The organism is Campylobacter coli LMG 9860 (genome assembly GCF_000254135.1).
In the GTDB taxonomy this organism is placed as follows: domain Bacteria; phylum Campylobacterota; class Campylobacteria; order Campylobacterales; family Campylobacteraceae; genus Campylobacter_D; species Campylobacter_D coli.
The window spans coordinates 23585-45307 of record NZ_AINS01000027.1; the positions used below are offsets into that span (position 1 = coordinate 23585).

The 21723-nt window shown below is 32.4% G+C and carries 18 protein-coding genes; 10 read left to right on the forward strand and 8 right to left on the reverse strand.

From position 1 onward, the window contains the following. The first annotated feature begins 29 nt into the window (after window positions 1–29). Window positions 30–1154: a molecular chaperone DnaJ gene (gene dnaJ, locus CCO88_RS03925; RefSeq protein ID WP_002803966.1), complete on the forward strand. Its 1125-nt coding sequence runs from the start codon at window positions 30–32 to the stop codon at window positions 1152–1154. Window positions 1155–1293: 139 nt separating this feature from the next. Here the strand turns inward: dnaJ and CCO88_RS03930 are convergent, their stop codons facing one another. From CCO88_RS03930 to dsbD, 4 genes are all read right to left on the reverse strand, one after another. Further along, entirely contained in the window at window positions 1294–2649 is a 1356-nt protein-coding gene (locus tag CCO88_RS03930; RefSeq protein WP_002816752.1) for a major outer membrane protein, read from the reverse strand. Between the two features lie 281 nt (window positions 2650–2930). Beyond that, entirely contained in the window at window positions 2931–4274 is a 1344-nt protein-coding gene (locus tag CCO88_RS03935) for a sodium-dependent transporter (RefSeq protein WP_002839489.1), read from the reverse strand. 50 nt (window positions 4275–4324) lie between these two features. Continuing rightward, window positions 4325–4993: an MOSC domain-containing protein gene (locus CCO88_RS03940; RefSeq protein ID WP_002800830.1), complete on the reverse strand. Its 669-nt coding sequence runs from the start codon at window positions 4991–4993 to the stop codon at window positions 4325–4327. Next, a complete protein-coding gene (gene dsbD, locus CCO88_RS03945) occupies window positions 4990–6690 on the reverse strand; it encodes a protein-disulfide reductase DsbD (protein WP_002839491.1) in 1701 nt (566 codons plus the stop codon). The genes CCO88_RS03940 and dsbD overlap by 4 nt, the downstream gene beginning before the upstream one ends. A 94-nt stretch (window positions 6691–6784) precedes the next feature. On the opposite strand from dsbD, the gene ppk2 reads away from it, so the two are divergent. The 5 genes from ppk2 (at window position 6785) to CCO88_RS03970 (ending at window position 13391) form a co-directional block, all read left to right on the forward strand. Continuing rightward, window positions 6785–7666: a polyphosphate kinase 2 gene (gene ppk2, locus CCO88_RS03950; protein WP_002776266.1), complete on the forward strand. Its 882-nt coding sequence runs from the start codon at window positions 6785–6787 to the stop codon at window positions 7664–7666. Window positions 7667–7670: 4 nt separating this feature from the next. Further along, the gene (locus tag CCO88_RS03955) at window positions 7671–8861 is read left to right on the forward strand and encodes a M20 metallopeptidase family protein (protein ID WP_002786056.1); all 1191 of its coding nucleotides are present in this window, start codon (window positions 7671–7673) and stop codon (window positions 8859–8861) included. An 81-nt stretch (window positions 8862–8942) separates the two neighbouring features. Then, entirely contained in the window at window positions 8943–10100 is a 1158-nt protein-coding gene (locus CCO88_RS03960; protein WP_002780964.1) for an efflux RND transporter periplasmic adaptor subunit, read from the forward strand. Further along, a complete protein-coding gene (locus CCO88_RS03965) occupies window positions 10100–12025 on the forward strand; it encodes an ABC transporter permease (RefSeq protein WP_002839493.1) in 1926 nt (641 codons plus the stop codon). Before CCO88_RS03960 ends, CCO88_RS03965 begins: the two co-directional genes overlap by 1 nt. Window position 12026: 1 nt before the next feature. After that, a complete protein-coding gene (locus tag CCO88_RS03970; RefSeq protein WP_002839495.1) occupies window positions 12027–13391 on the forward strand; it encodes a TolC family protein in 1365 nt (454 codons plus the stop codon). Window positions 13392–13461: 70 nt separating this feature from the next. On the opposite strand, the gene CCO88_RS03975 is transcribed toward CCO88_RS03970, so the two are convergent. The 4 genes from CCO88_RS03975 to CCO88_RS03990 are packed head-to-tail and all read right to left on the reverse strand — an operon-like array spanning window position 13462 to window position 17528. Then, entirely contained in the window at window positions 13462–14631 is a 1170-nt protein-coding gene (locus tag CCO88_RS03975) for a GDSL-type esterase/lipase family protein (protein WP_002839497.1), read from the reverse strand. Continuing rightward, on the reverse strand, window positions 14621–15601 hold the full coding sequence (locus CCO88_RS03980) for an SGNH/GDSL hydrolase family protein (protein ID WP_002780973.1): 981 nt from the start codon (window positions 15599–15601) through the stop codon (window positions 14621–14623). The genes CCO88_RS03975 and CCO88_RS03980 overlap by 11 nt, the downstream gene beginning before the upstream one ends. Further along, window positions 15602–16978 carry an MBOAT family O-acyltransferase gene (locus CCO88_RS03985; RefSeq protein ID WP_002839499.1) on the reverse strand — a complete coding sequence of 459 codons (1377 nt, stop codon included), beginning with the start codon at window positions 16976–16978 and terminating at the stop codon, window positions 15602–15604. It abuts the gene before it with no gap. A gap of 49 nt (window positions 16979–17027) precedes the next feature. Then, window positions 17028–17528, reverse strand: coding sequence for a ferritin (locus tag CCO88_RS03990; RefSeq protein ID WP_002776281.1), 501 nt, complete (start codon window positions 17526–17528; stop codon window positions 17028–17030). Window positions 17529–17866: 338 nt separating this feature from the next. On the opposite strand from CCO88_RS03990, the gene CCO88_RS03995 reads away from it, so the two are divergent. From CCO88_RS03995 to pstB, 4 genes are read left to right on the forward strand one after another with little or no spacing between them, the layout of a single operon-like run. Beyond that, window positions 17867–18862, forward strand: coding sequence for a substrate-binding domain-containing protein (locus CCO88_RS03995; RefSeq protein WP_002776282.1), 996 nt, complete (start codon window positions 17867–17869; stop codon window positions 18860–18862). A gap of 9 nt (window positions 18863–18871) precedes the next feature. Continuing rightward, entirely contained in the window at window positions 18872–19786 is a 915-nt protein-coding gene (gene pstC, locus CCO88_RS04000) for a phosphate ABC transporter permease subunit PstC (RefSeq protein ID WP_002794748.1), read from the forward strand. Beyond that, window positions 19783–20871, forward strand: coding sequence for a phosphate ABC transporter permease PstA (gene pstA, locus CCO88_RS04005; RefSeq protein WP_002839501.1), 1089 nt, complete (start codon window positions 19783–19785; stop codon window positions 20869–20871). Before pstC ends, pstA begins: the two co-directional genes overlap by 4 nt. Further along, window positions 20868–21608, forward strand: coding sequence for a phosphate ABC transporter ATP-binding protein PstB (pstB, locus tag CCO88_RS04010; RefSeq protein WP_002776307.1), 741 nt, complete (start codon window positions 20868–20870; stop codon window positions 21606–21608). Before pstA ends, pstB begins: the two co-directional genes overlap by 4 nt. Window positions 21609–21723 lie beyond the last annotated feature (115 nt).

A 21723-nucleotide genomic window follows, 5' to 3' on the forward strand; every position in this document is an offset into this window, starting at 1 on the left:
ATAAATATTTTATTATTTAAAGGAAAAATATGGAGTTAAGCTACTATGAAATTTTAGAAATTACTCAAAGTGCTGATAAAGATACCATTAAAAAAGCTTATAGAAAAATGGCTTTAAAATACCACCCCGATAGAAATCAAGGAGATAAAGAAGCCGAAGATAAATTCAAGCTTGTAAATGAAGCTTATGAAGTTTTAAGCAATGAAGAAAAACGCGCTATTTATGATAGATATGGCAAAGATGCTTTAAAAGGCGGTGGCTTTGGATCAGGGGGAGCAGGTTTTGGTGGCTTTGAGGATTTGGGTGATATTTTTTCTAGTATTTTTGGTGGCGGTTTTAGTGGAGCATCGCAACGCCGCAAAAAATCAAGTGATGAAAAATTTCAAGCTGAACTTGTAGTAAATTTAAAACTTAGTTTTAAAGAAGCGGTATTTGGCTGTAAAAAAAATATAGATTTTACTTACAAATCTTCATGTAAAACTTGTAGCGGAACAGGAGCTAAGGATGGAAAACTTCAAACTTGTCCAAAATGTAAGGGTAGGGGACAAGTAGGAATTTCTCAAGGCTTTATCACTTTTGCGCAAACTTGTCCTGATTGTAAGGGGAGCGGAGAAAGCGCAAGTGAGAAATGTAAAGATTGTAAGGGTAAGGGTTATGAAGAGCTTAAGGATAGTGTAGAAGTAAATATCCCTGAAGGTATAGACAATGGGATGAATTTAAGAGTCGCAGCTAAAGGCAATCTTAGCAAAAGTGGCGATAGGGGGGATTTGTATGTAAAGGTTATCGTTGAAGAGGATGATACTTTTATAAGAGATGATGAGGATATTTATATAGAATTTCCGGTATTTTTTACCCAAGCTATATTAGGACAAAGTATAAAGGTGCCTACTATACGAGGGGAAGCGACTTTAAATTTGCCAAAGGGTGCAAAGGATGGGCAAAGATTTGTGCTTGAAAGAGAGGGTGTAAAAGATGTGCATAGCTCTCGCATAGGCAATCAAATCGTGCAAATTGCTATCAAATTTCCAAATTCACTCAATGATGAGCAAAAAGAACTTTTAGAAAAACTCAGCGAAAGTTTTGGGATAAAAGATGGTATGCATCATGAACAAAAAGGATTGTTTGAAAAAATAACCCATTGGTTTAAATCTTAATTTTCTTCAAGCTTTTTAGCTTGGGAAAATTTCTTTGAATTTAAGTTAGAAAGATATTTTATATAAATTTAAGTTTTAAAAATAAGGCATAAAAAAAGGTGGAGTAAAACTCCACCTTGAACTTAGACTTTAGAGCTTCTTAGAATTTGTAAAGAGCTTGAAGTCTTACAGTGTTTTTGCGACCGTCTTCTTGACCTTGATTGTCATTGCTAACATTTACATAAGAATAGAATGCTGAGAAGTTAAGTTTTGGAGAGTATTTATAGCTTACTCTTGCAACTGCTTCAAGTTTTTCTCCACCACTATTATCCATAGTTTTAGTTCCACCGTATACTAAATCAGCACCCACACGAACTGTCTCGTTGAAAGTATAACCTGCTGTTACATATCCGAAGATATTTCTACCGATATCTCCATTTAGGTTTGAACCATCAGTATAGAAAATTTCTGCACCAGCTAAGTCTAGGTTACCTACATCTTCTAAAGTATTGAAAGTTAGTTTATCTTTTTTACCATAGTAGATACCACCAAGGCTAGCATCCCATCCGTTTACTTCTATAGCACCTTTAAGAGCAAAAAGATTGCCATTGGCCATAGCTTCTTCTCCTGTAACATCAGTTCCTACTCCGCCAACATATTCAGTTGCAATTATAGTATCTTTACTTTTCATTTTGCTATCAAGGCTATTTCCTAAATATGTTCCTTTTAGAGTCCAGTTTATTCCATCAAAAATAGTTGTGCTATAAGCTACATCTAAAGCATAGAAAAATCCTGTATCGTTAAGGTAAGATAACCATAGTTGTGGGTTTAATTGACCGCCTAGTACTTCATAAGAACCGATAGCTGCAGCACCATAAAGATTTCCAGCATATGGATTAACATTTAATAAAGTTCCATCTTGAGGAGCTCCAGCAGGATTTGTTGTTGCAGAATTAAAAAGTTTAGAACTTGCTAGAATATCACCTTCTGTGTCTGTGTTGAAGCTATCTACAGCAAAAGCAGCTAGAGTTAAACCATCGATGCTGTTATTTACTACTTTAACACCTGTTCCTACTAAACCATCGATACCATTATCAGTCCAAATAGTGTTAAGTTGTTGTTTACCTAGGATTACGCTTGTGGCTACATCTTCATTTGTATAGGTTAAATATAACTGACGAACACTAAATGTGTTTGAAGTGTTACTTACAGAATCTGCACCGTATCCACCATCTTTAGCACTATAATTAAATTGAACAAATGCTTTGAAGTTGTCAGCTATAGCAGTACTTAAATTAACTTGTGCTCTATAGTTGTGATTTTGTCTATCGTTGATAGATGATCTTTGATCTTGGAAGCCATAACCACGGTCACCAAATCTACCTGTATCATATCTGTATCTTAAAACTCCAGATACATCGATATCTTTGATCGCTTCTTCAAGTGGAGTAGCGTTAGCTACTGAGAAAGCACCTGCAGCAAGAGCTGCTACTAAACTAAGTTTAACTAGTTTCATGAGAATTCTCCTTGTTTAAAATTAAATAAAACGCTGTAATTGTAACACATAAATCTATAGTTTTTTCTTAAAAAGCACTTAAAATAATAAAAATTCTAAATTTTTAGAGTGGAAAATATAATAAAAATAGACCTAGCTTGGTATTTACTAGGCCTATATTAAGGAGTTTTTCTTATGAATGTTTTCGGTTCATTTGGAAGTATAAGTCTTAAAAGTAAATGAGAAGTAATCAAACATAAAAGATAAAAATTTCATTCTTTTATGTTTATCTTTATAAAAAATTAATTCGTAATTCCATAAATGAAAATCGCAAAAATAATCAAAGGTATGATGAACTTAATATAATAAAACCAAATTTTAAATCCCACGCTTTTTAATTTGCCTTCATTGCTAAGCTCTTTTATGCTTTGCTCTTTGCCAAGAATCCAACCTACATAGATACAGCAAAAAAAGGCTGTTAAAACAAATAAGATATTTCCGCTGATAAAATCAAAACTATCGAAAATATTTTTTCCTTTAACAAGAGTAATATCTCTCCAAGGTCCATAAGTGAGTATACAAGGAATGTTTCCTAGTATGAAAATCGAACCTAGGGTTAAATTAATAGCTGTTTTTTTAGAAAGTTTGAATTTTTCTTCTAAAACACTGATGATAACTTGATATATAGGTAAACTTGTCGTTAATGCAGCGATGAGTAAAAGTATAAAAAATAAAATGCAAATGATAGTCCCAAAGTGGATATGAGAAAATGCTATAGGCAGGGTTTGAAACACTAAAGAAGGTCCTTTATCGGGCTCAAGTCCTGCTGCAAAAAGTGCAGGAAAAATCATAAAGCCTGCTAGCACAGCAATAAGAGTGTTTAAAACTCCTGTATAAATGGCGGTTTTTGCCATGTTTTCATTTTTGCTAAGATGAGATGAAAGGGTGATCATCACGCCAAAACCCAGAGAAAGAGCAAAAAAGACTTGTCCTAGAACATCGATGAGTAGTTTTGGGGATAGAATTTTGTTAAAATCAGGTGTAAGATAAAATTTTACACCATTTATAGCACCTTCAAGGCTTAAATTGCGTCCTACAACAAGTATAAGACAAATGAAAAGCAAAGGCATTAAAAATTTAACCGATTTTTCTATACCATCTATAATGCCACGCCTTAAGATGACATAATTAATAAGAACAAAAAGCGTGGTGAAAATTCCTATACCTAAAGGATTGAAAGAAATTTTTTCATTAAAAAAATGCTCGGTAAAATCTTTGGTTACAGTGTGAGAAAGATCGAAATTTCCTATGATCAACTCAAAAATATAAACAAAAACCCAACCACCTAAAACCATATAATAAGCCATGATACCAAAACTACCCAAAAGCCCCATATAGCCTACAAATTTCCATTTGCCCTTAAAAGCGTCGACGCTGTTTGTCATGGATTTTCTACCGATAACATTTTCAGCTAAGATAACAGGAATGCCAATGAGTATCATTGCTACGCAAAATACTAAAACATAAGCACCACCCCCATTTTCTCCTACAAGATAGGGAAAACGCCAAGTCGCACCAAAACCTATGGTTGCTCCTGCGACGGTTAAAATATAAGTAAGAGTGCTACTCCATGTTTGTCTTTGCATGCTTATCCTTTCAAAAAAATTAAATTGTAGCCTAAGAATACTTTAAAAAATTATAAATTTTGCATATAGTCTAAATCATAGGTATTTTTTAAGCGTTTTTGTATAGTTTCGTGCCAATTTTGTGAAATCAGTGTATCGAGTTTGCTTAATTTTTCAAGCAAGCTTGGATTTTGTTTGAGTGCTTGATGGGGGTTATAAAATAAATGATTGAGTTCTAGGACGCTTAAATTTATAGGATTTTTTTCTATAAGCTCGATTTTAGAATGAGCATGGATTTTTTTACCCTCTAAAACACGATAATACCACCCGCTTAATCCTGTTTTAAAAATTTCTTGTGTGAAATTTGGATTTTGATGGACTTTTGAAATTTTAACACAAGGTTTGCGCGGTTCGCTTACTTGCAAAATAGCATTTTCAAATCGGTGTATATCGCCTATACAAACATTTTGTTCGTGTAAATTTTCAAGGGTTAAATTTTCTCCCATCATACCGCATGCAAGTTTTTTTCCAAGAAAATTTTCCCAAAGGGCGTAGTTATGATAAGAATTTGCAAATAAGGCTTTATTTTTTCCGCCGTGATGTTTTGTATCGGCTATGTTATCGTTAAGAATACCTAAAGAATTGATATCTACTTCTTCTAAATAAAGATCTTTTATAAAAGCACTTCTAAAGCCTTTATAATCTTTGATATGTCCTATCTGTAAGCTTTTGAGTTTCATTTTTCTAACTTTTGTAACAAATCATGTGCACTGATAAAACCAGTGATTCTAAGATTTTCTTTGCCTTTTTCAAAAAATATCAAAACCGGTGGGCCAAAAACACCAAATTCTTTCATAATTTCTAAGTCTTTGTCGCTGTTTTGAGTCAGATCAATTTTGATTAAATGAAAATTTTTGAGTTTTTCTTGAATTCTTTCGTCGCTAAAAGTAAGCTCATCTAAGAGTTTGCAATTTTCACACCAAGATGCTGTAAAGTTAAACATGATAGGGCGGGTGCTAGTTTTAATCTCTTTTTGAAGAGTGTCAAGATCGTTTATAAAATTATAATTTAATTTTGAAGAATTTAAGGGCATATTTGAATTTAAATTCAAAGGATTTAAGAAATTTTTTGCGCCAAAGATTCCGCCTAAAAATATACTTAAAGAATAAGCCAAAACCAAAATCAATAAGCTTTTTTTAATCTTAGCTACTGCATTAAAAGCTTGTTCAAAAATTCCCATAAATACACTAAAAAATACACCCAAAATTCCAAAAGCGATCAAAATATATCTTGTTTCAATGATACGAGAAAGTATCCAAATAGCCATAGCTAGCATAACAAAGCCAAAGAAAATTTTTACTTTTTGCATCCAAGCTCCCGCCTTTAAAAAGCCAAGACCTAAACCAATGAAAAGCAAAGGAATTCCCATGCCAAAGCTCATGATAAAAAGGGCACTAGCTCCTAAAAGTGCATCGCCTGTGTTGGCTATGTAGATCAAAGCACCGGTTAAAGGAGCAGCTACACAAGGACCTACGATAAGAGCCGATAAAAAGCCCATGATGGCTATACCTAGCACTCCTTTGCCTTTTTCACTTTTTTTGTGGAGAAAATTTTGAAATTTTAAAGGCAGTTCAAAGCGAAAGCTTTCAAACATTGCCAAAGCAAGCAATACAAAAATTAGCGCAAAAAAGATCAAAACACTAGGTTTTTGCAAAAGTCCTTGAACGCTTGCTCCTAAAAAACTCGCTATAACTCCGGCAATAGCATAGGCTAAAGACATAAAAAATACATAAATAAAAGATAAAAAGAAGCTGTGCTTTTTAGAAAATTTTGTTTCGCTTTTAGCTACGATGAGTGAAGATAATATAGGAATCATCGGCAAAATGCAAGGAGTAAGTGAAAGTAAAAGTCCATAGCCTAAAAAGCTTAGTAAGATCCAAAAAAGATTATCTGTGGCTAAGAAATTTGCAATCATACTTTCTTCGGATTTTGCACTCAAGGTTTTTTGCTTTTCTTTATAAGGGGCTGAAATTTCAAATTTATTATCTTTGTGTTTTAGATCAAAATACCAAGTTTGAGGATTGTAGCATAAGCCTTGTTCGGAGCAGCCTTGGAATTGGAGTTTGATTTGATTGTTTTGATTTTGTACAAAACGCTCAAGTAGTAGGTTAGGCAAGGCTAGATTTAAATCTTGATAATACACTTTTTCATTGAGTCTTTGGGTGCTAGGTGGGAGATTGATTAAAGAGCTGATATCGTTTTGATTGAGATAGAGTTTAAGTTGATTAGAATAAAGATAAATATCTTTTCCTAATTTGATATCGATTGATACAGCGCTATCATAAGAACTCGATTTTACTTCAAAGGCTTCATTTAAAGATAAAACAGAGGCAAATAAAAAATAACAAGTGAATAAAAGTGTAAAAATAAAACGCATTGTCATCCTAGGCTTAAATGTAAAATTTGTGATTTTAATGTGAATTATAGTTTGTTATGGTAAATTTGCTTTAAATATTTTATAAAGGTTGCTCATGCAAGAAAAAGTTCCAGCAAAGATTCAAGAGGAAACAAAAAAGGATGAAATTTATGTTTCTGTTAAAAAGAAAAAAAGCACTATAGAATATGAAAAAGATTTAAAAAATCTACAAATCGAGCTTTTGAAATTTCAAAATTATGTAAAAGCAAAGGGTTTAAAAGTGCTTATACTTATAGAAGGACGCGATGCAGCAGGCAAGGGCGGTGCGATAAAGCGTTTGATAGAGTATTTAAATCCTAGGGGATGTCGTGTGGTAGCTCTTGAAAAACCTAGCGATGTTGAAAAAACGCAGTGGTATTTTCAACGCTATGTAACGCATTTGCCTTCTGCGGGTGAGATTGTGATCTTTGATAGATCTTGGTATAACCGCGCAGGAGTAGAGCCTGTAATGGGTTTTTGTACTCCACAGCAACATAAAGACTTTTTAAGAGAGGTGCCTTTGTTTGAAAATATGATATCAAATAGCAATTTGATGTTTTTTAAATTTTATTTTTCTGTTTCTAAAGAGGAGCAAAAAAAACGCTTTGAAAAACGCCGCATTGATCCTTTAAAACAATACAAACTTTCTCCTGTGGATCAAAAATCTCAAGAATTATGGGATAAATACACCTTAGCAAAGTATTCCATGCTTTTAGCATCCAATACCCCAACCTGTCCATGGACTATCATTTCTTCAGATGATAAGAAAAAAGCAAGGCTTAATTTATTGCGTTTTATATTGTCAAAAGTGGATTATGCGGATAAAAAAATTGGAGATTTTTCAAAGATTGATCAAGATTTAGTAAGAAGTGGCGAAGAAGAAATTCGTAAAATGGAAGCAAATTTGGAAAAAATAGACAATAAAAAAGCAGATGAAAAAATAAAGGATTTGGACTAAAACTATGTTAGAACGCGTTAAAAATTTAAGTGATAAATACTATGAAAAAATTGTCAATTTAAGACATCAAATTCACATGCACCCTGAACTTGAATTTGAAGAGGAAAATACAGCAAGATTGGTATGTGAAATTTTAGATGAATATGGCATTAAGTATGAAAAAAATATAGCTAAAACAGGAATTTTAGCAAGTATAGAAGGAAAAAAACCAAGCACTAAAAAAGCTCAATGCGTGCTTTTAAGAGCGGATATGGATGCTTTGCCTGTGCAAGAGGAAACAAATCTTAGTTATGCTTCAAAAATCAATGGAAAAATGCATGCATGTGGTCACGATGGACATACAGCAGGGCTTTTAGGAGCGGTTTTGATCTTAAATGAATTAAGAGATGAATTTAGCGGAACGATTAAATTTATGTTTCAACCTGCTGAAGAAGGAAGTGGGGGTGCTAAGCCTATGATAGAAGCAGGCATACTTGAAAATCCTCATGTGGATGCGGTTTTTGGATGTCATTTGTGGGGACCTTTGCTTGAAAATACTGCTCAAATTGTAAGCGGTGAGATGATGGCGGGGGTTGATGTTTTTGATCTTGAATTTATAGGGAAAGGCGGACACGGAGCGCACCCTCATACGACTATCGATCCTATAGTAATGGCAAGCAAATTTGTCAGTGATGTACAATGTATCATTTCAAGGCGCTTAAGACCTGTGGATGCAGGGGTTATCACCATAGGGAAATTTCATGCAGGGACAACCTTTAATGTGATCCCACAAAATGCTATCTTGCAAGGAACGGTGCGTTTTTTAAGTGATGAAAATCAAAAACTTTTACAAAGTTCTATAGAAAATACAGCCAAAGCCGTTGCTTTAGAATTTGGGGGTGATTTTAAGCTTGATTATAAAAGAGAATATCCTCCTTTAATCAATGATGAAAATGCTGCAAAAATAGCTAGAAAAGCTTTTGGCAAGGTATTGGGCGAGCAAAATATCATTAGCGTAGCTAAGCCTGATATGGGAGCTGAGGATTTTGCTTTTTTAACGCGTGAAAGAATGGGTGCTTATGTTTTTGTAGGTATTTCAAAGGATTTGAAAAATCCTACCCTGCACCATAGTTCTACTTTTTGCTGGGAAGATGAAAATTTAAAAGTCTTAATGCAAGGCGATAGTATGATGGCTTTAGAATTTTTAAATTCTTAAAAATATGAATTTAAAAATTCACAAAAAATTCACTTTGCATAGATATAATTGCGAGATTTATTTTTTAATTTAAGGTTTAGAATGAAAAATAGGGTCGTTTTGATTGTGGTGATTTTAGCACTTTTTGGAGTGGGCGCTTATTTCATATTTTTTAATGATAATGAAAAAATCACCTATCTTACCCAAAAGGTTAAAAAAATAGATATTTCTCAAACCATAGAAGCAGTGGGGAAGGTTTATGCTAAAGATCAAGTTGATGTGGGTGCTCAAGTAAGTGGGCAAATCATTAAGCTTTATGTGGATGTGGGTTCGCATGTAAAACAGGGTGATTTGATCGCGCAAATTGATAAAGATAAACAGCAAAATGATTTAGATATCACAAAAGCGCAGCTTGAAAGTGCCAAGGCTAATTTAGAAAGTAAAAAAGTCGCCCTTGAAATCGCAAGCAAACAATACCAAAGAGAACAAAAGCTTTATGCAGCTAAGGCAAGTTCACTTGAAAATTTAGAAATACAAAAAAATAATTATTATTCTTTGAAAGCAAGTGTTGCAGAACTTAATGCTCAAGTTATTCAGCTTGAAATTACTCTTAAAAATGCTAAGAAAGATTTAGATTATACTACTATAACAGCACCCATTGATGGGGTTGTAATTAACGTAGCTGTTGATGAAGGACAAACTGTAAATGCTAATCAAAACACACCGACAATAGTTCGCATTGCAAATTTAGATGAAATGGAAATAAAAATGGAAATAGCAGAAGCAGATGTGAATAAGATAAAAATAGGCACAGAGTTGGAATTTTCCTTACTTAACGATCCGCAAAAAACCTATCGTGCAAGTATAGCGAGTATCGATCCAGCCGATACTGAAGTAAGTGATTCAAGTTCTAGTTATTCTAGTTCTTCAAGTTCGAGTTCTAATGCTATTTATTATTATGCCAAGTTTTATGTACAAAATAAGGATAATTTTTTACGTATTGGCATGAGTATACAAAATGAAATTGTTATTGCAAGTGTTAAAGATGTTATTGCTGTGCCTACTTATGCAATCAAAAATGATGCAAAAGGGTATTATGTTGAAATTTTGCAAAATCAAAAAGCGGTAAAAAAATATGTAAAATTTGGTATTAAAGATTCTATCAATACTCAAATTTTAGAAGGTGTTGATGAAAATGAAGAGTTGATAATAAGTTCAAGTGCTGATGGACTTGTACCAGAGATGAAATTGAGATTTTAATGCTGTTTTTAAAAAATATTTGTAAAAATATAGGCGAGAATGCCATTTTAAAAAATGTAAGTTTAAGTATAGAAAAGGGTGAATTTGTCGCTATCATCGGACAAAGTGGTAGCGGTAAAACTTCTTTGTTAAATATTATAGGGACCTTGGATATGCCAAGTAGTGGAAGCTACATTTTTGAAAACTATGAAGTTACTAAGCTAAATAGCGACGAAAAAGCAAGACTAAGGCGTGAAAAAATAGGTTTTGTCTTTCAAAGATATAATCTTTTGAGTTTACTCAGTGCTGATAGAAACGTTTCATTGCCGGCTGTTTATGCAGGTAAAAGCATACACGAAAGAAGTCAAAAAGCTAAAGAACTTTTAGAAAATCTCGAACTAGTTCATAAGTTGAATTCCAAACCAAATGAGTTAAGTGGCGGACAGCAACAACGCGTTTGTATAGCAAGAGCTTTGATGAATGGCGGAGAATTGATACTTGCTGATGAGCCAACAGGAGCTTTAGATAGTAAAAGTGGAATTATGGTTCTTGAGATTTTGCAAAAATTAAATGCACAAGGGCATACTATTATTCTTGTAACTCACGATCCAAAAATTGCAGCCCAGGCTAAAAGGATTATAGAGATTAAAGACGGTGAAATTTTAAGCGATACTAAGGATGGAAATTTCAATCCAAAAATCATCTTAAAAGCGATGCCAAAAGAGAAAAAAACTCTTACCTTGCTTAAAAATCAAGCCTTTGAATGTTTAAAAATAGCTTATTCTTCCATACTTGCACACAAACTCCGTTCTATTTTAACTATGCTTGGTATTATAATAGGCGTTGCTTCTGTGGTTTGCGTTGTTGCTTTAGGGCTTGGTTCTCAAGCTAAGGTTTTAGAATCTATTGCAGGGCTTGGAACAAATACTATTGAAATTTATCCAGGTAGAGGATTTGGAGATTTGCGTTCAGGCAGAACAAGATTAAATTTTAGTGATTTACAGACGCTTAGAACTTTAGAATATTTAGATGCTGTTGATGCACATTCAAGTACTTCAGGAATTGCAACCTATACAAACATTTCTTTAAGTGCTAGAGCTGAAGGAGTGGGGGTAAATAACTTTGCTATAGAGGGTTTAAAACTTCAAGTGGGTAGAATTTTAAATAATGAAGATATAGAAACTAATGCTAATGTAGCGGTGCTTGATTTTAATGCTAAGAAAAATCTTTTCCCTCGCCAAAAGAGTGAAGATGTTTTAGGGCGTGTAGTGATTTTTAATTCTCAACCCTTTAAAATTATAGGAGTTTTACAAAAAGATACAGAAAAACCTATAGAAGATAATGTAGTGCGCCTTTATATGCCTTATACTACGCTGATGAATAAGCTTACAGGCGATAGAAATTTGCGTGAAATTATAGTAAAAGTAAAGGATGATGTGAGTTCTACTTTGGCTGAAAATGCTATCATTAGAATTCTAGAAATCAAACGCGGGCAAAGAGATTTTTTCACTTTTAATTCTGATACCTTTAAGCAAGCTATCACAGCAAATAAACGCACGACTACCATACTTACGGCTTCGGTGGCGGTGATTGCTTTGATTGTTGGGGGTATAGGCGTGATGAATATCATGCTTGTTTCGGTGAGTGAAAGAACAAGAGAAATAGGAATTCGTATGGCAATAGGTGCTAGAAGAGAAGATATCATGATGCAGTTTTTAATCGAAGCAGTGATGATATGTTCTATGGGTGCGATTTTGGGAGTTTTGCTTTCTGTTTTTGTGATTTTTGGTTTTAATACTCTAAGCACTGATTTTCCTATGATTTTAAATGCGTATTCTGTGCTTTTGGGTTTATTAAGTTCTGTTTTAATTGGGGTTATTTTTGGATTTTTCCCTGCAAGAAATGCAGCCAATTTAAATCCTATTAGCGCCTTATCAAAGGAATAAAATGAAAAATTTATTGAGTATTTTACTGGTATTTTTTTTAAGCGCCTGTGGTGTAAAACTTAGCTTGCCTAAAGAGCCTACAATGAGCGAAGAGAGCTTTAAAGACTTAAATATCACTTATGATTGGTATAAGGCTTATGATAATGCTAAATTGAATGAATTTTTAAATTTTGTTTTGTTAAATAATAGCGATATAAATATAGCTAGAAGCACTTTGCTGACAGCTTTAGCAAGGGCTGATTTGATAGATTATGATTTTTATCCGACTTTAAGTGCAAATTTGGGGCTTAGTGGAGAAAAGAATTTAAATTCTGGAGCCCAAAGTAAGAAATTTAGCAACGGTTTAAATTTAAGCTATGAGCTTGATATCTATGGAAAGATAAGAGATAGCTCAAGTGCGAGTGATTTTAGTGCAAAGGCTAGTGCTTATGATCTTGAAAATTTGAAAATCAGTATGATTAATACGGCTTTAAATGGTATTTTTGAACTTGCTTATTTTAATGATGTGGATAATTTACTTAAAGAGTATCTAGCTAATTTAGAACAAATGAGAGAGCTTTATGCTTATAAATTTGAGCTTGGAAAAATCGAAGAACTTGATTTGCTTAATATAGAGCAAAATTTATTAAAGGCAAGGCAAGATTTATTACGCAATGAGCAAAATCGCAATTTACTTATAAAAAATTTACAAGATTTGATAGGAAAGCAAGAGGGCTTTGCGTATATTGATTATTTTAAAGCTTTAACTCTTTCTGATTTTAAGAATTTAAATCCTAATTTTAATATTCCTTTAGAAGCTCTTGTGTATCGTCCTGATGTGCGCTCTAAACTCAATACCCTTAAATCCGCTTTTAAAGACTATACTTCGGTACAAAAATCAATCTTGCCGAGCATTTCTCTAAATGGAGCTTTAAATGGCAGTGATGAGCAATTTGATGATAGCTTTAAATTTGAAGTTTTGAGTGGCAATATAAAAATTTCTTTGCCTTTCCTAGACTATGGTAGAGTAAAGCAAAATATCAAAATTTCACAGTTTAATTACGAGAGTATGCTTGTTGCTTATGAGCAAAGTTTGCAAAGTGCTATGAATGAATTTGCTTTAAATTATAAAGACTATCAAAGTAACACCATGCTAGTTCAAATTTTAAAAGATACTCGTTTGAAACAAGAGTTGATCACTCAAGCTTATTGGGAAAAATACAATTTAGGTAAAAGTGAATTAAAAGACTATTTAGATGCTTCTAATGCTTTAAATTCTGCTAAACAAGATCTTTTAGGAGCTAGGTTTAATCTTCTTAAAACCATTAATTCTTATTATCAAATCACAGCTTTAAGCTATGATGAAAGAAATTTGGAAATGCCTTAATTTGTATCGCTTTATCTGCTAAAATATCAAGTAGATAAGGCTTTTTTAATTATATTGATAAAATTAAAAATCAATAATGCACATATTTTTTTAAATCATCAAGCAATTTTTTAGCCATTAATTCATAGCCTTTAATGGTTAAATGTACATCTTGCAAAGAGAGTTTTTGCTCTATCCATTTATTTTTTCCACCGCTATCTTGCATGAATTGGTGCATATCAAAAAGAAGGGTTTTTTCTTCTTTGGCTACCTCATAAAGTGCTTGCCTTATAGCAAAAAAATCAGGAGCTAGGGTGTATTTTTTACCTTGTTTTTTTACCACAGTAGGAGGAGAAACAAGCATGATAAGGGCGTTTTTATTGTAAGTTTTGAGTGTGTGAATCCAATTTTTTAAATTCTTTTTAAATTTGTTTTTTTCAAAACCTTTAAAAAGTGCGTCATTAGAACCATAAGCAAGTAAGATTAAATCATTAGATAGGAGTTTTAATTCTTGCTCGCTTACTTTTTTATTCCACGACATCCAAAGATCGCTTTTTGCCCCATTGATCGCTATGGTATCTAAATAAGCATTATCCTCTTTGCTGGTGATAAAATATCCTCCTAATTGAGCGTTTTTTTGTAAGGCAGAAATTTGCAAAGGAAAAACAAGTTCGTATTCTTTATATGACCATTTATTGGCTACTGATCTTAGCTCATAGCTTTTGTTTTGAGCGTCTTTAATGCTAAAGGCATTGGTGTTATTTGGAGCTTTAAAGACAAAACCTACTTTAAAATTTTTCTTGTCTAAATTAGTATCAAGGGTGATTTTTGCACCCTTTTCTTTAGCCTTAGCTATTATCCCACCTAAAGGAAAATCAATACCTGCGGTGTCTGTATTTCTTGAATTTAAAATTTCATAATCTTTATAAGAATAATCAAGATTTAAATTTTGTTGATATTTGGGTTGCAAAGGGTAGGCAAAGCCTATGGAATTTGATTTTATCAAATATCCTCTAATAACACGCGGAAAAAAATCTGCTGCCGTGTGAGAATCTCCATAAATTCTAATACCTATGTTTTTATGCTCTTTAAGTTTTTGCTCCAAAAGCTTTAAGTCTTTTTTGGAAGCATAATTGCTTAAAGCACTTTTGTTTTTGGTTTGGCTTAGAATTTCATCTATGGTATGGTTTGTGTTATTTGCGTATAAATTGATTGAAAATATAAGAATTAATAATATAGCTTTAAATTGCTTAATTTGCATTTTCTTCCTTGATTGTTATATGTTGAAGCAAGAGTTTTGACATCTCTTTTGCTCCGTTTGAGGTAAAATGAATTCCATCGTCTGTTCTCATTTTTATACTTTTGTTGTTTTCATTTTTAATATAGGTTGAAAATTCATCATTAACGCTAAAAAATAGTTTTGTATTGATAAAAATTTGTTTATTTTTGAGAATTTCTTCGCTATAAATTTTGTTTAGAATTTGTATTTTTTCATTGAGTTCATTTTTTTTAACAGGAGGAATTTCAAACCAAAGAATTTTTGCATGATGTTGTTTAGCTATATTGATGATTTCATTTACTCTATAGGTGTAGATGTCAATCCAGCTATCTGAACCAAAGCGGTGATAAATTCCACCTTTTTTGATATCCCAAGGATCATTTGCCCCTAGTAAGACAACTAGATATTTAATGTTGGGATTTTTTGCAAAAGCTTCTTTGGTTGCTTTTGCCCAATCAAAATAAGATTTGTAAGAAAGTCCTGTATTTTGCTTGCTAAGATCATTAGCTTTTAAACCTAGATCAATTAAATCACGATTGAGTGCAATTGCAACGCCTTGCATTAAAGAATCGCCTATAAATAAAAATTCATCACCTTTATGAACTTCTAATTTGGTATTGTCAATAAAACTGACATTTTCGTCTTCTGTTTGCTGTATATCTTCAATAGTGGTGTTTTTATCGATAAAATCATTACTTGCATTAAGTTCATCCATATCTTCTTGAACCATGATATTTTCTTCTATATTTTGAGGTAGAGGCTCATTACTTAGTATTGCACGGATTTGTTCTAGTTTATTTTTAAAACCATTGGCCTCTTGTAAAATATCGTTTTTAGGATAAAATGCAAAGTGATATTTTTGCTCGATATAAGAAAAAATGCTTTGATTCATCACAAGGCAAACAAGTATAAACACTATAATTAAAATAAAGAAAAATCTAATAATTTTCATTTAAAAACTCGAATAAATAAAATCAGGAATGCCATTTGGCATAAAAGCAAACACTAAAAGCAAAATAAAAGTGATTACAAACGGCTTGAGTAAAAACGGCGTAAGATTTAAAATTTTTACACAGTATTCTTTAAAATTGATAAATAAAGGATAAATCATAAAAAGTACACCAAAACTTACAAGCATATAAATATCATTATAGCTAGGAATTTGGAAGAAATTATTATAACAAGCTTTGAAGTATTCTAAAGCATCTTCTAAATTTTTATTATAATAAAAGAAAATCCAAGTAAAACATACAAATTGAAAGGTTAAAAATCTTCCTAAAGCTGGAATTTTTTGAAGGCTGAATTTGCTTAAAGCAAGTAAATGGATAAATACAATACCCAAGCCATGTAATAAACCCCAAACCCCAAAAGCCAAAGTACTTCCATGCCATAAGCCCGAAAGAATAAAAGCGATGAGTATATTGGCTATGGTGCGAGGCATTCCTTTTCTGTTGCCTCCTAAAGGAATATAGATATAATCTCTTATGAAAGTTGAAAGGCTGATGTGCCATCTAGCCCAAAATTCTTTAAGATTTTTAGCTAGATAAGGCATATTAAAATTCGGTGGCAAGGTAAAACCTAACATTAAAGCAAAAGCACAAACTAGATCTACATATCCACTAAAATCGCAATATATTTGCACCGCATAAGCGTAAATTGCACTTAGAAGTTGTATAAAATTATAAGATTGTGGAAAATCTAAAATATTTTTGGCATAAATTCCTAAGTAATTAGCAATAAGAACTTTTTTTACTATACCAAAAATAAGCAAAATGATGATCAAATTTGCATGTTTAAATTCGCGTTTTTGATAAGCTTGTTCGAAAAAAAACGCACTACGCATAATCGGCCCTGCAAGTAGGGTAGGGAAAAATGATAAAAAGGTTGCTAAATTTAAAAAGCTTTCTAAATGATGTTTTTTGTATACATCTACAAGGTAAGTAATAGAAGCAAAGGTGTAAAAACTAATGCCTATAGGCAAGATAAGTTCGATATTTAAAAAATCAAGCCCCAAAAAGCTTAGCACTTGATCAAGACTTCCTTTGATATTTGGAAAATATTTGAAAAAACATAAATTTAATATTATAAAAGTTATACAAGTAGCAAAAATATATCGTTTTCGACGCACAAAGATAAGCAAGGCAAAAAAATGTATAAAAAAAGTGTAAATAAATAAAATTAAAGCAAAATAAGGATTAATCAGTATATAAATAAGATATGAAAAAGCCAAGATTAAAATATTTTGTATTTTATAATTATCTTTAAATGCCCAATATATGGCAAAAAATACAATCATTAAAATACTAAATTCTAAAGAAAAATAAGTCATACGCTACCTAAGATGAAATTATATTTTTGCCTTTTTCAAGGCAAAAATATTATTTTTTAGATAAAGCTAAATTTTTGATATATTGATCAGCTAGATATAAGCCGTTTCCATTGTCACTGATGAGTTTGATTTTATCTACTATACCACGGAAAAGTGCTTCTTCTTCGTGCTGTTCGCTTACATACCATTGAAGAAAATTAAAAGTAGAATAATCTTTATTGCCTAGCATGTGCTCTACAAGATCGTTGATTGATTTTGTAATGCTTTGTTCATGCTCGTAAGTTTTTTCAAAAACATCAAGTAAAGATTTGAAATTTTGTTCAGGTTGCTTCACTTCTTTAAGCTCTACATGTGAATCTGTTTCATTAAGATAAGTTATAAGTTTTCTTGCGTGTTCGCTTTCTTCGCTTGCGTGTTGAAAAAGAAAGAGCCCAGCTCCATCAAGACTATTTTCATAGCACCAAGAACTCATACTTAGATATAAATTAGCTGCATACATTTCTTTGTTGATTTGCTCGTTTAATAAATCAACTACTTTTTTTGAAAGCATTCTATCTCCTTATTTTTATTTTTAGAATGTTTTTAAAATGATATATTGATTTTTTTAAAACAAGCTAAATTTTTAAAGGATTGAAGTTAAAATATATAAAATAAAAATAAAATGTTTCTAAATGAAATTAAGCTTTATATTTTATTACGAGTATAGATTTTATTTTAAGGCTGAAAATCTGCAAAGATTTTTAGGTGGGCGTGCCTTTAGAGGTTTCAAAAGGACTAAGTCCTTTGTCGCAAGACGGAATTTATTTCCGTCGCGAAGTAAAAAATGTTTCCAAAATGTTTCCAACTTTTTCTAAACTTCCGTTACTTTTTTAAAAGTAAGGAGAAAAAATGAAAAAAATTCTAGCTTTAAGTGTTGCAAGTTTTGCTTTAGCGGGTGCTTTAAATGCGGCTGATTTAAAAATCGCAGGTTCATCAACCGTGTATCCATTTACTTCTTTTGTAGCTGAAGAGTATGCAGCGATTCACAATACAAAAACTCCTATTGTAGAGAGTTTAGGAACAGGGGGTGGATTTAAAGTATTTTGCGAGGGCATAACTGACATTTCTAATGCTTCAAGAGCGATGAAATTTAGCGAATTTGAAACTTGCAAAAAAGCGGGAGTTACTGATATAGTAGGGATTATGGTAGGTTATGATGGTATAGTTTTAGCGCAAAATAAAGCCAACGCACCTTTAAATATCACTAAAAAAGAACTTTTCTTAGCATTAGCAAAAGAAATTCCACAAAATGGAAAACTTATACCAAATCCTTATACAAACTGGAATCAAATCAATAAAAATTTACCTAATCGTAAAATCAGCGTTTATGGTCCTCCATCAAGCTCAGGCACAAGAGATACTGTAGAAGAACTTGTAATGAGTGATATTTCTAAAAAAATTCCTGAATACAAAGGCGAGTATAAAACCATACGCCAAGATGGAGCTTATATTCCAAGTGGTGAAAATGATAATCTAATCGTTTCAAAACTTACTATCGATAAAGATGCTTTTGGGCTTTTTGGTTATGGATTTTTAGTAAGCAATGTGGATAAAATCAATGCAGCAGATATTGATGGTGTAAAAGCAGATGAAAAAAATATTGCTGATGGAAAATACGATCTTGCAAGAAGTTTATTTATCTATATCAATGCAAAGAAAAATCCTAAAGAAGCCTTTGAATTTGCAAAAATTTATATGAGTGATGATTTGGCAAAAAGTGGTGGAGAGCTTGAAAAAATAGGACTTGTTCCTTTAAGTGATGATAAATTAAAAGCTTCTCAAAAACATGTAGAAGATAGAAAAATTTTAAATGATGAGCTTGTAAAAGCTGGAAAAGTTTTTTAAGGAAAAACTTTGCTAAAAGAAAAAATAATCAAATTCGCACTTTTTTTATGTGCTTTTGTAAGCGTGATAGTAAGTTTTGCTATCATGCTTACAATTTTAATTGAAGCTTTAAAATTCTTTCAAAAAGAAAGCGTTGTTACCTTTTTATTCTCAAGTCAGTGGGCAGCTGATGCAGCTTTTATGAATGCAGATGGCACGAGTAAGCAAGGGGTTTTTGGTGCAGTGTCGCTTTTTTGGGGAACTTTTTATATCTCTTTAATCGCTATGCTAACAGCTCTACCTTTGGGGGTAATGTGTGCTATATATTTAGGTGTTTTTGCCGGTAAAAAATCTAAAAATTACTTAAAACCTATTTTAGAAATCATTGCAGGGATTCCTACTGTTGTTTTTGGATTTTTTGCGGCTATAGTTGTAGCGCCTTTTATAGTGTGGTTTTTTTCTTTATTTGGCATACAAGCAAGCTTTCAAAGTGCTTTAGGTGCAGGTTTTATCATGGGGATCATGATAGTACCTATAGTGGCTTCTTTATCTCAAGATTGCATTGAAGCAGTAAGCGAGAAAAGGATTAATGGCGCTTATGCTTTAGGTATGACAAAAAAAGAAGTGGTTTTTGCCGTGATTTTACCTGAGGCTATTCCTGGTATAGTTGCAGCTTGTCTTTTAGGACTTTCAAGAGCCTTAGGCGAAACTATGATAGTGGTGATGGCAGCTTCTTTGCGTCCAAATTTAACTTTAAATTTTTTAGAAGATATGACAACGGTAACGGTAAAAATCGTAGAAGCTTTAAGTGGAGATCAAGCTTTTGATAGTTCTTTAGCTTTAAGCGCCTTTTCTTTAGGTTTGGTGCTTTTTGTCATCACTTTAATCATCAATATGTTTAGCGTTTATCTTATCAACCGCTTTCACAAAAGGAAAAATTTATGAAAAAGCTTTTCAAAAAACGACAAAAAGCCTCAAAGTCTTTTAAAAGACTTTGTAAAATGGGGCTTTATATTAATTTAATTTTTCTTTGTATCTTTTTAGGAAGTGTGGCTTATCTTGGATTTCCTGCTTTTAAGCAAACCTATATTTTTGTAGAGGCTAATAGAAATTCTCCTGCTTATGATCTTTTATCTCGCGCAGAACAAAGAAAAATAAGAACAGGACAAATCGCTGAAAAATCTTGGCTTTTGGCAAATTCAGAAGTAGATCAATATATGAAGCAAAAATATAATCGCCTTAGTGAAAAACAAAGAACTTTAGTCGATGATCTTATGCAAAAAGGCGAGATAGAGCTTAAATTTAATAGCAATTTCTTTTTAAATGGGGACTCAAAATCTCCTGAAAATTCAGGAATTTTATCTTCAGTTGTAGGGACTTTGCTTGTTATGCTTGTTTGTATGGTTGTGAGTGTTCCTATAGGCGTTGCAGCGGCAATTTACTTAGAAGAATTTGCGCCACAAAATATCCTTACACATTTTATAGAAGTGTGTATTAACAACCTTGCAAGTATTCCAAGTATCTTGTTTGGACTTTTAGGACTTGGAGTGTTTATCAATCTTTTTGGAATGCCTCGCTCAAGTGCTTTAGTGGGTGGGCTTACTTTGGCGATCATGAGTTTACCTATTATCATTGTTTCAACTAAGGCAGCTTTAAAAAGTGTGGATATCAATATGAAAAATGCTGCTTATGCTTTAGGTATGACAAAGGTTCAAATGGTAAAAGGCATTATGTTGCCTTTGGCTATGCCTATGATTTTAACAGGTTCTATTTTGACTTTAGCAGGGGCTATAGGCGAGACTGCACCTTTGATGATTATCGGTATGATAGCCTTTATCCCTGATGTGGCAAGTTCTATTTTTGATCCAACTAGCGTTTTGCCTGCTCAAATTTACTCATGGTCGGCTATGCCAGAGCGTGCATTTTTAGAAAGAACCGCAGCGGGTATTATTGTGCTTTTAGGACTTTTAGTCGTGTTAAATCTTAGTGCGATATTATTAAGAAAATATTTTCAAGGAAAATTAAAGTGATAGCAAAAACAACAAATTTAAATTTATTTTATGGAAAAAAACAAGCTTTATTTGATATCAATATGCAAATAGAGCAAAACAAAATTACTGCACTCATCGGTGCTTCAGGATGTGGTAAATCCACTTTTTTGCGTTGTTTTAATAGAATGAATGATAAAATCGCAAAAATCGATGGTTTAGTGGAAATTGAAGGAAAAGATGTTAAAAATCAAGATGTAGTAGCTTTGCGTAAAAATGTAGGCATGGTTTTTCAACAACCTAATGTTTTTGTAAAAAGCATTTATGAAAACATCTCTTATGCACCAAAACTTCACGGTATGATTAAAAACAAAGATGAAGAAGAAGCTTTGGTGGTGGATTGTTTACAAAAAGTAGGGCTTTTTGAAGAGGTTAAAGATAAATTAAAGCAAAATGCCCTAGCTCTTTCAGGTGGACAACAACAACGTCTTTGTATCGCAAGGGCTTTAGCAATAAAACCTAAGCTCTTGCTTTTAGATGAGCCAACTTCCGCACTTGATCCTATTAGCTCAGGTGTTATAGAAGAGCTTTTAAAAGAATTAAGTCATAATCTTTCCATGATTATGGTAACGCACAACATGCAACAAGGCAAACGCGTGGCTGATTATACTGCATTTTTTCATCTAGGCGAGCTTATAGAATTTGGTGAAAGTAAAGAATTTTTTGAAAATCCAAAACAAGAAAAAACCAAGGCTTACTTAAGCGGTGCTTTTGGATAAGATTTATTTTTTGGAAATTTGATGATATAATTAATTAAAAATTTCCAAAAAAAAGGTTTAATATGATTATAAACCAAATTTATTCTATAGATTCTTGTGATGATGTAGAATTAAA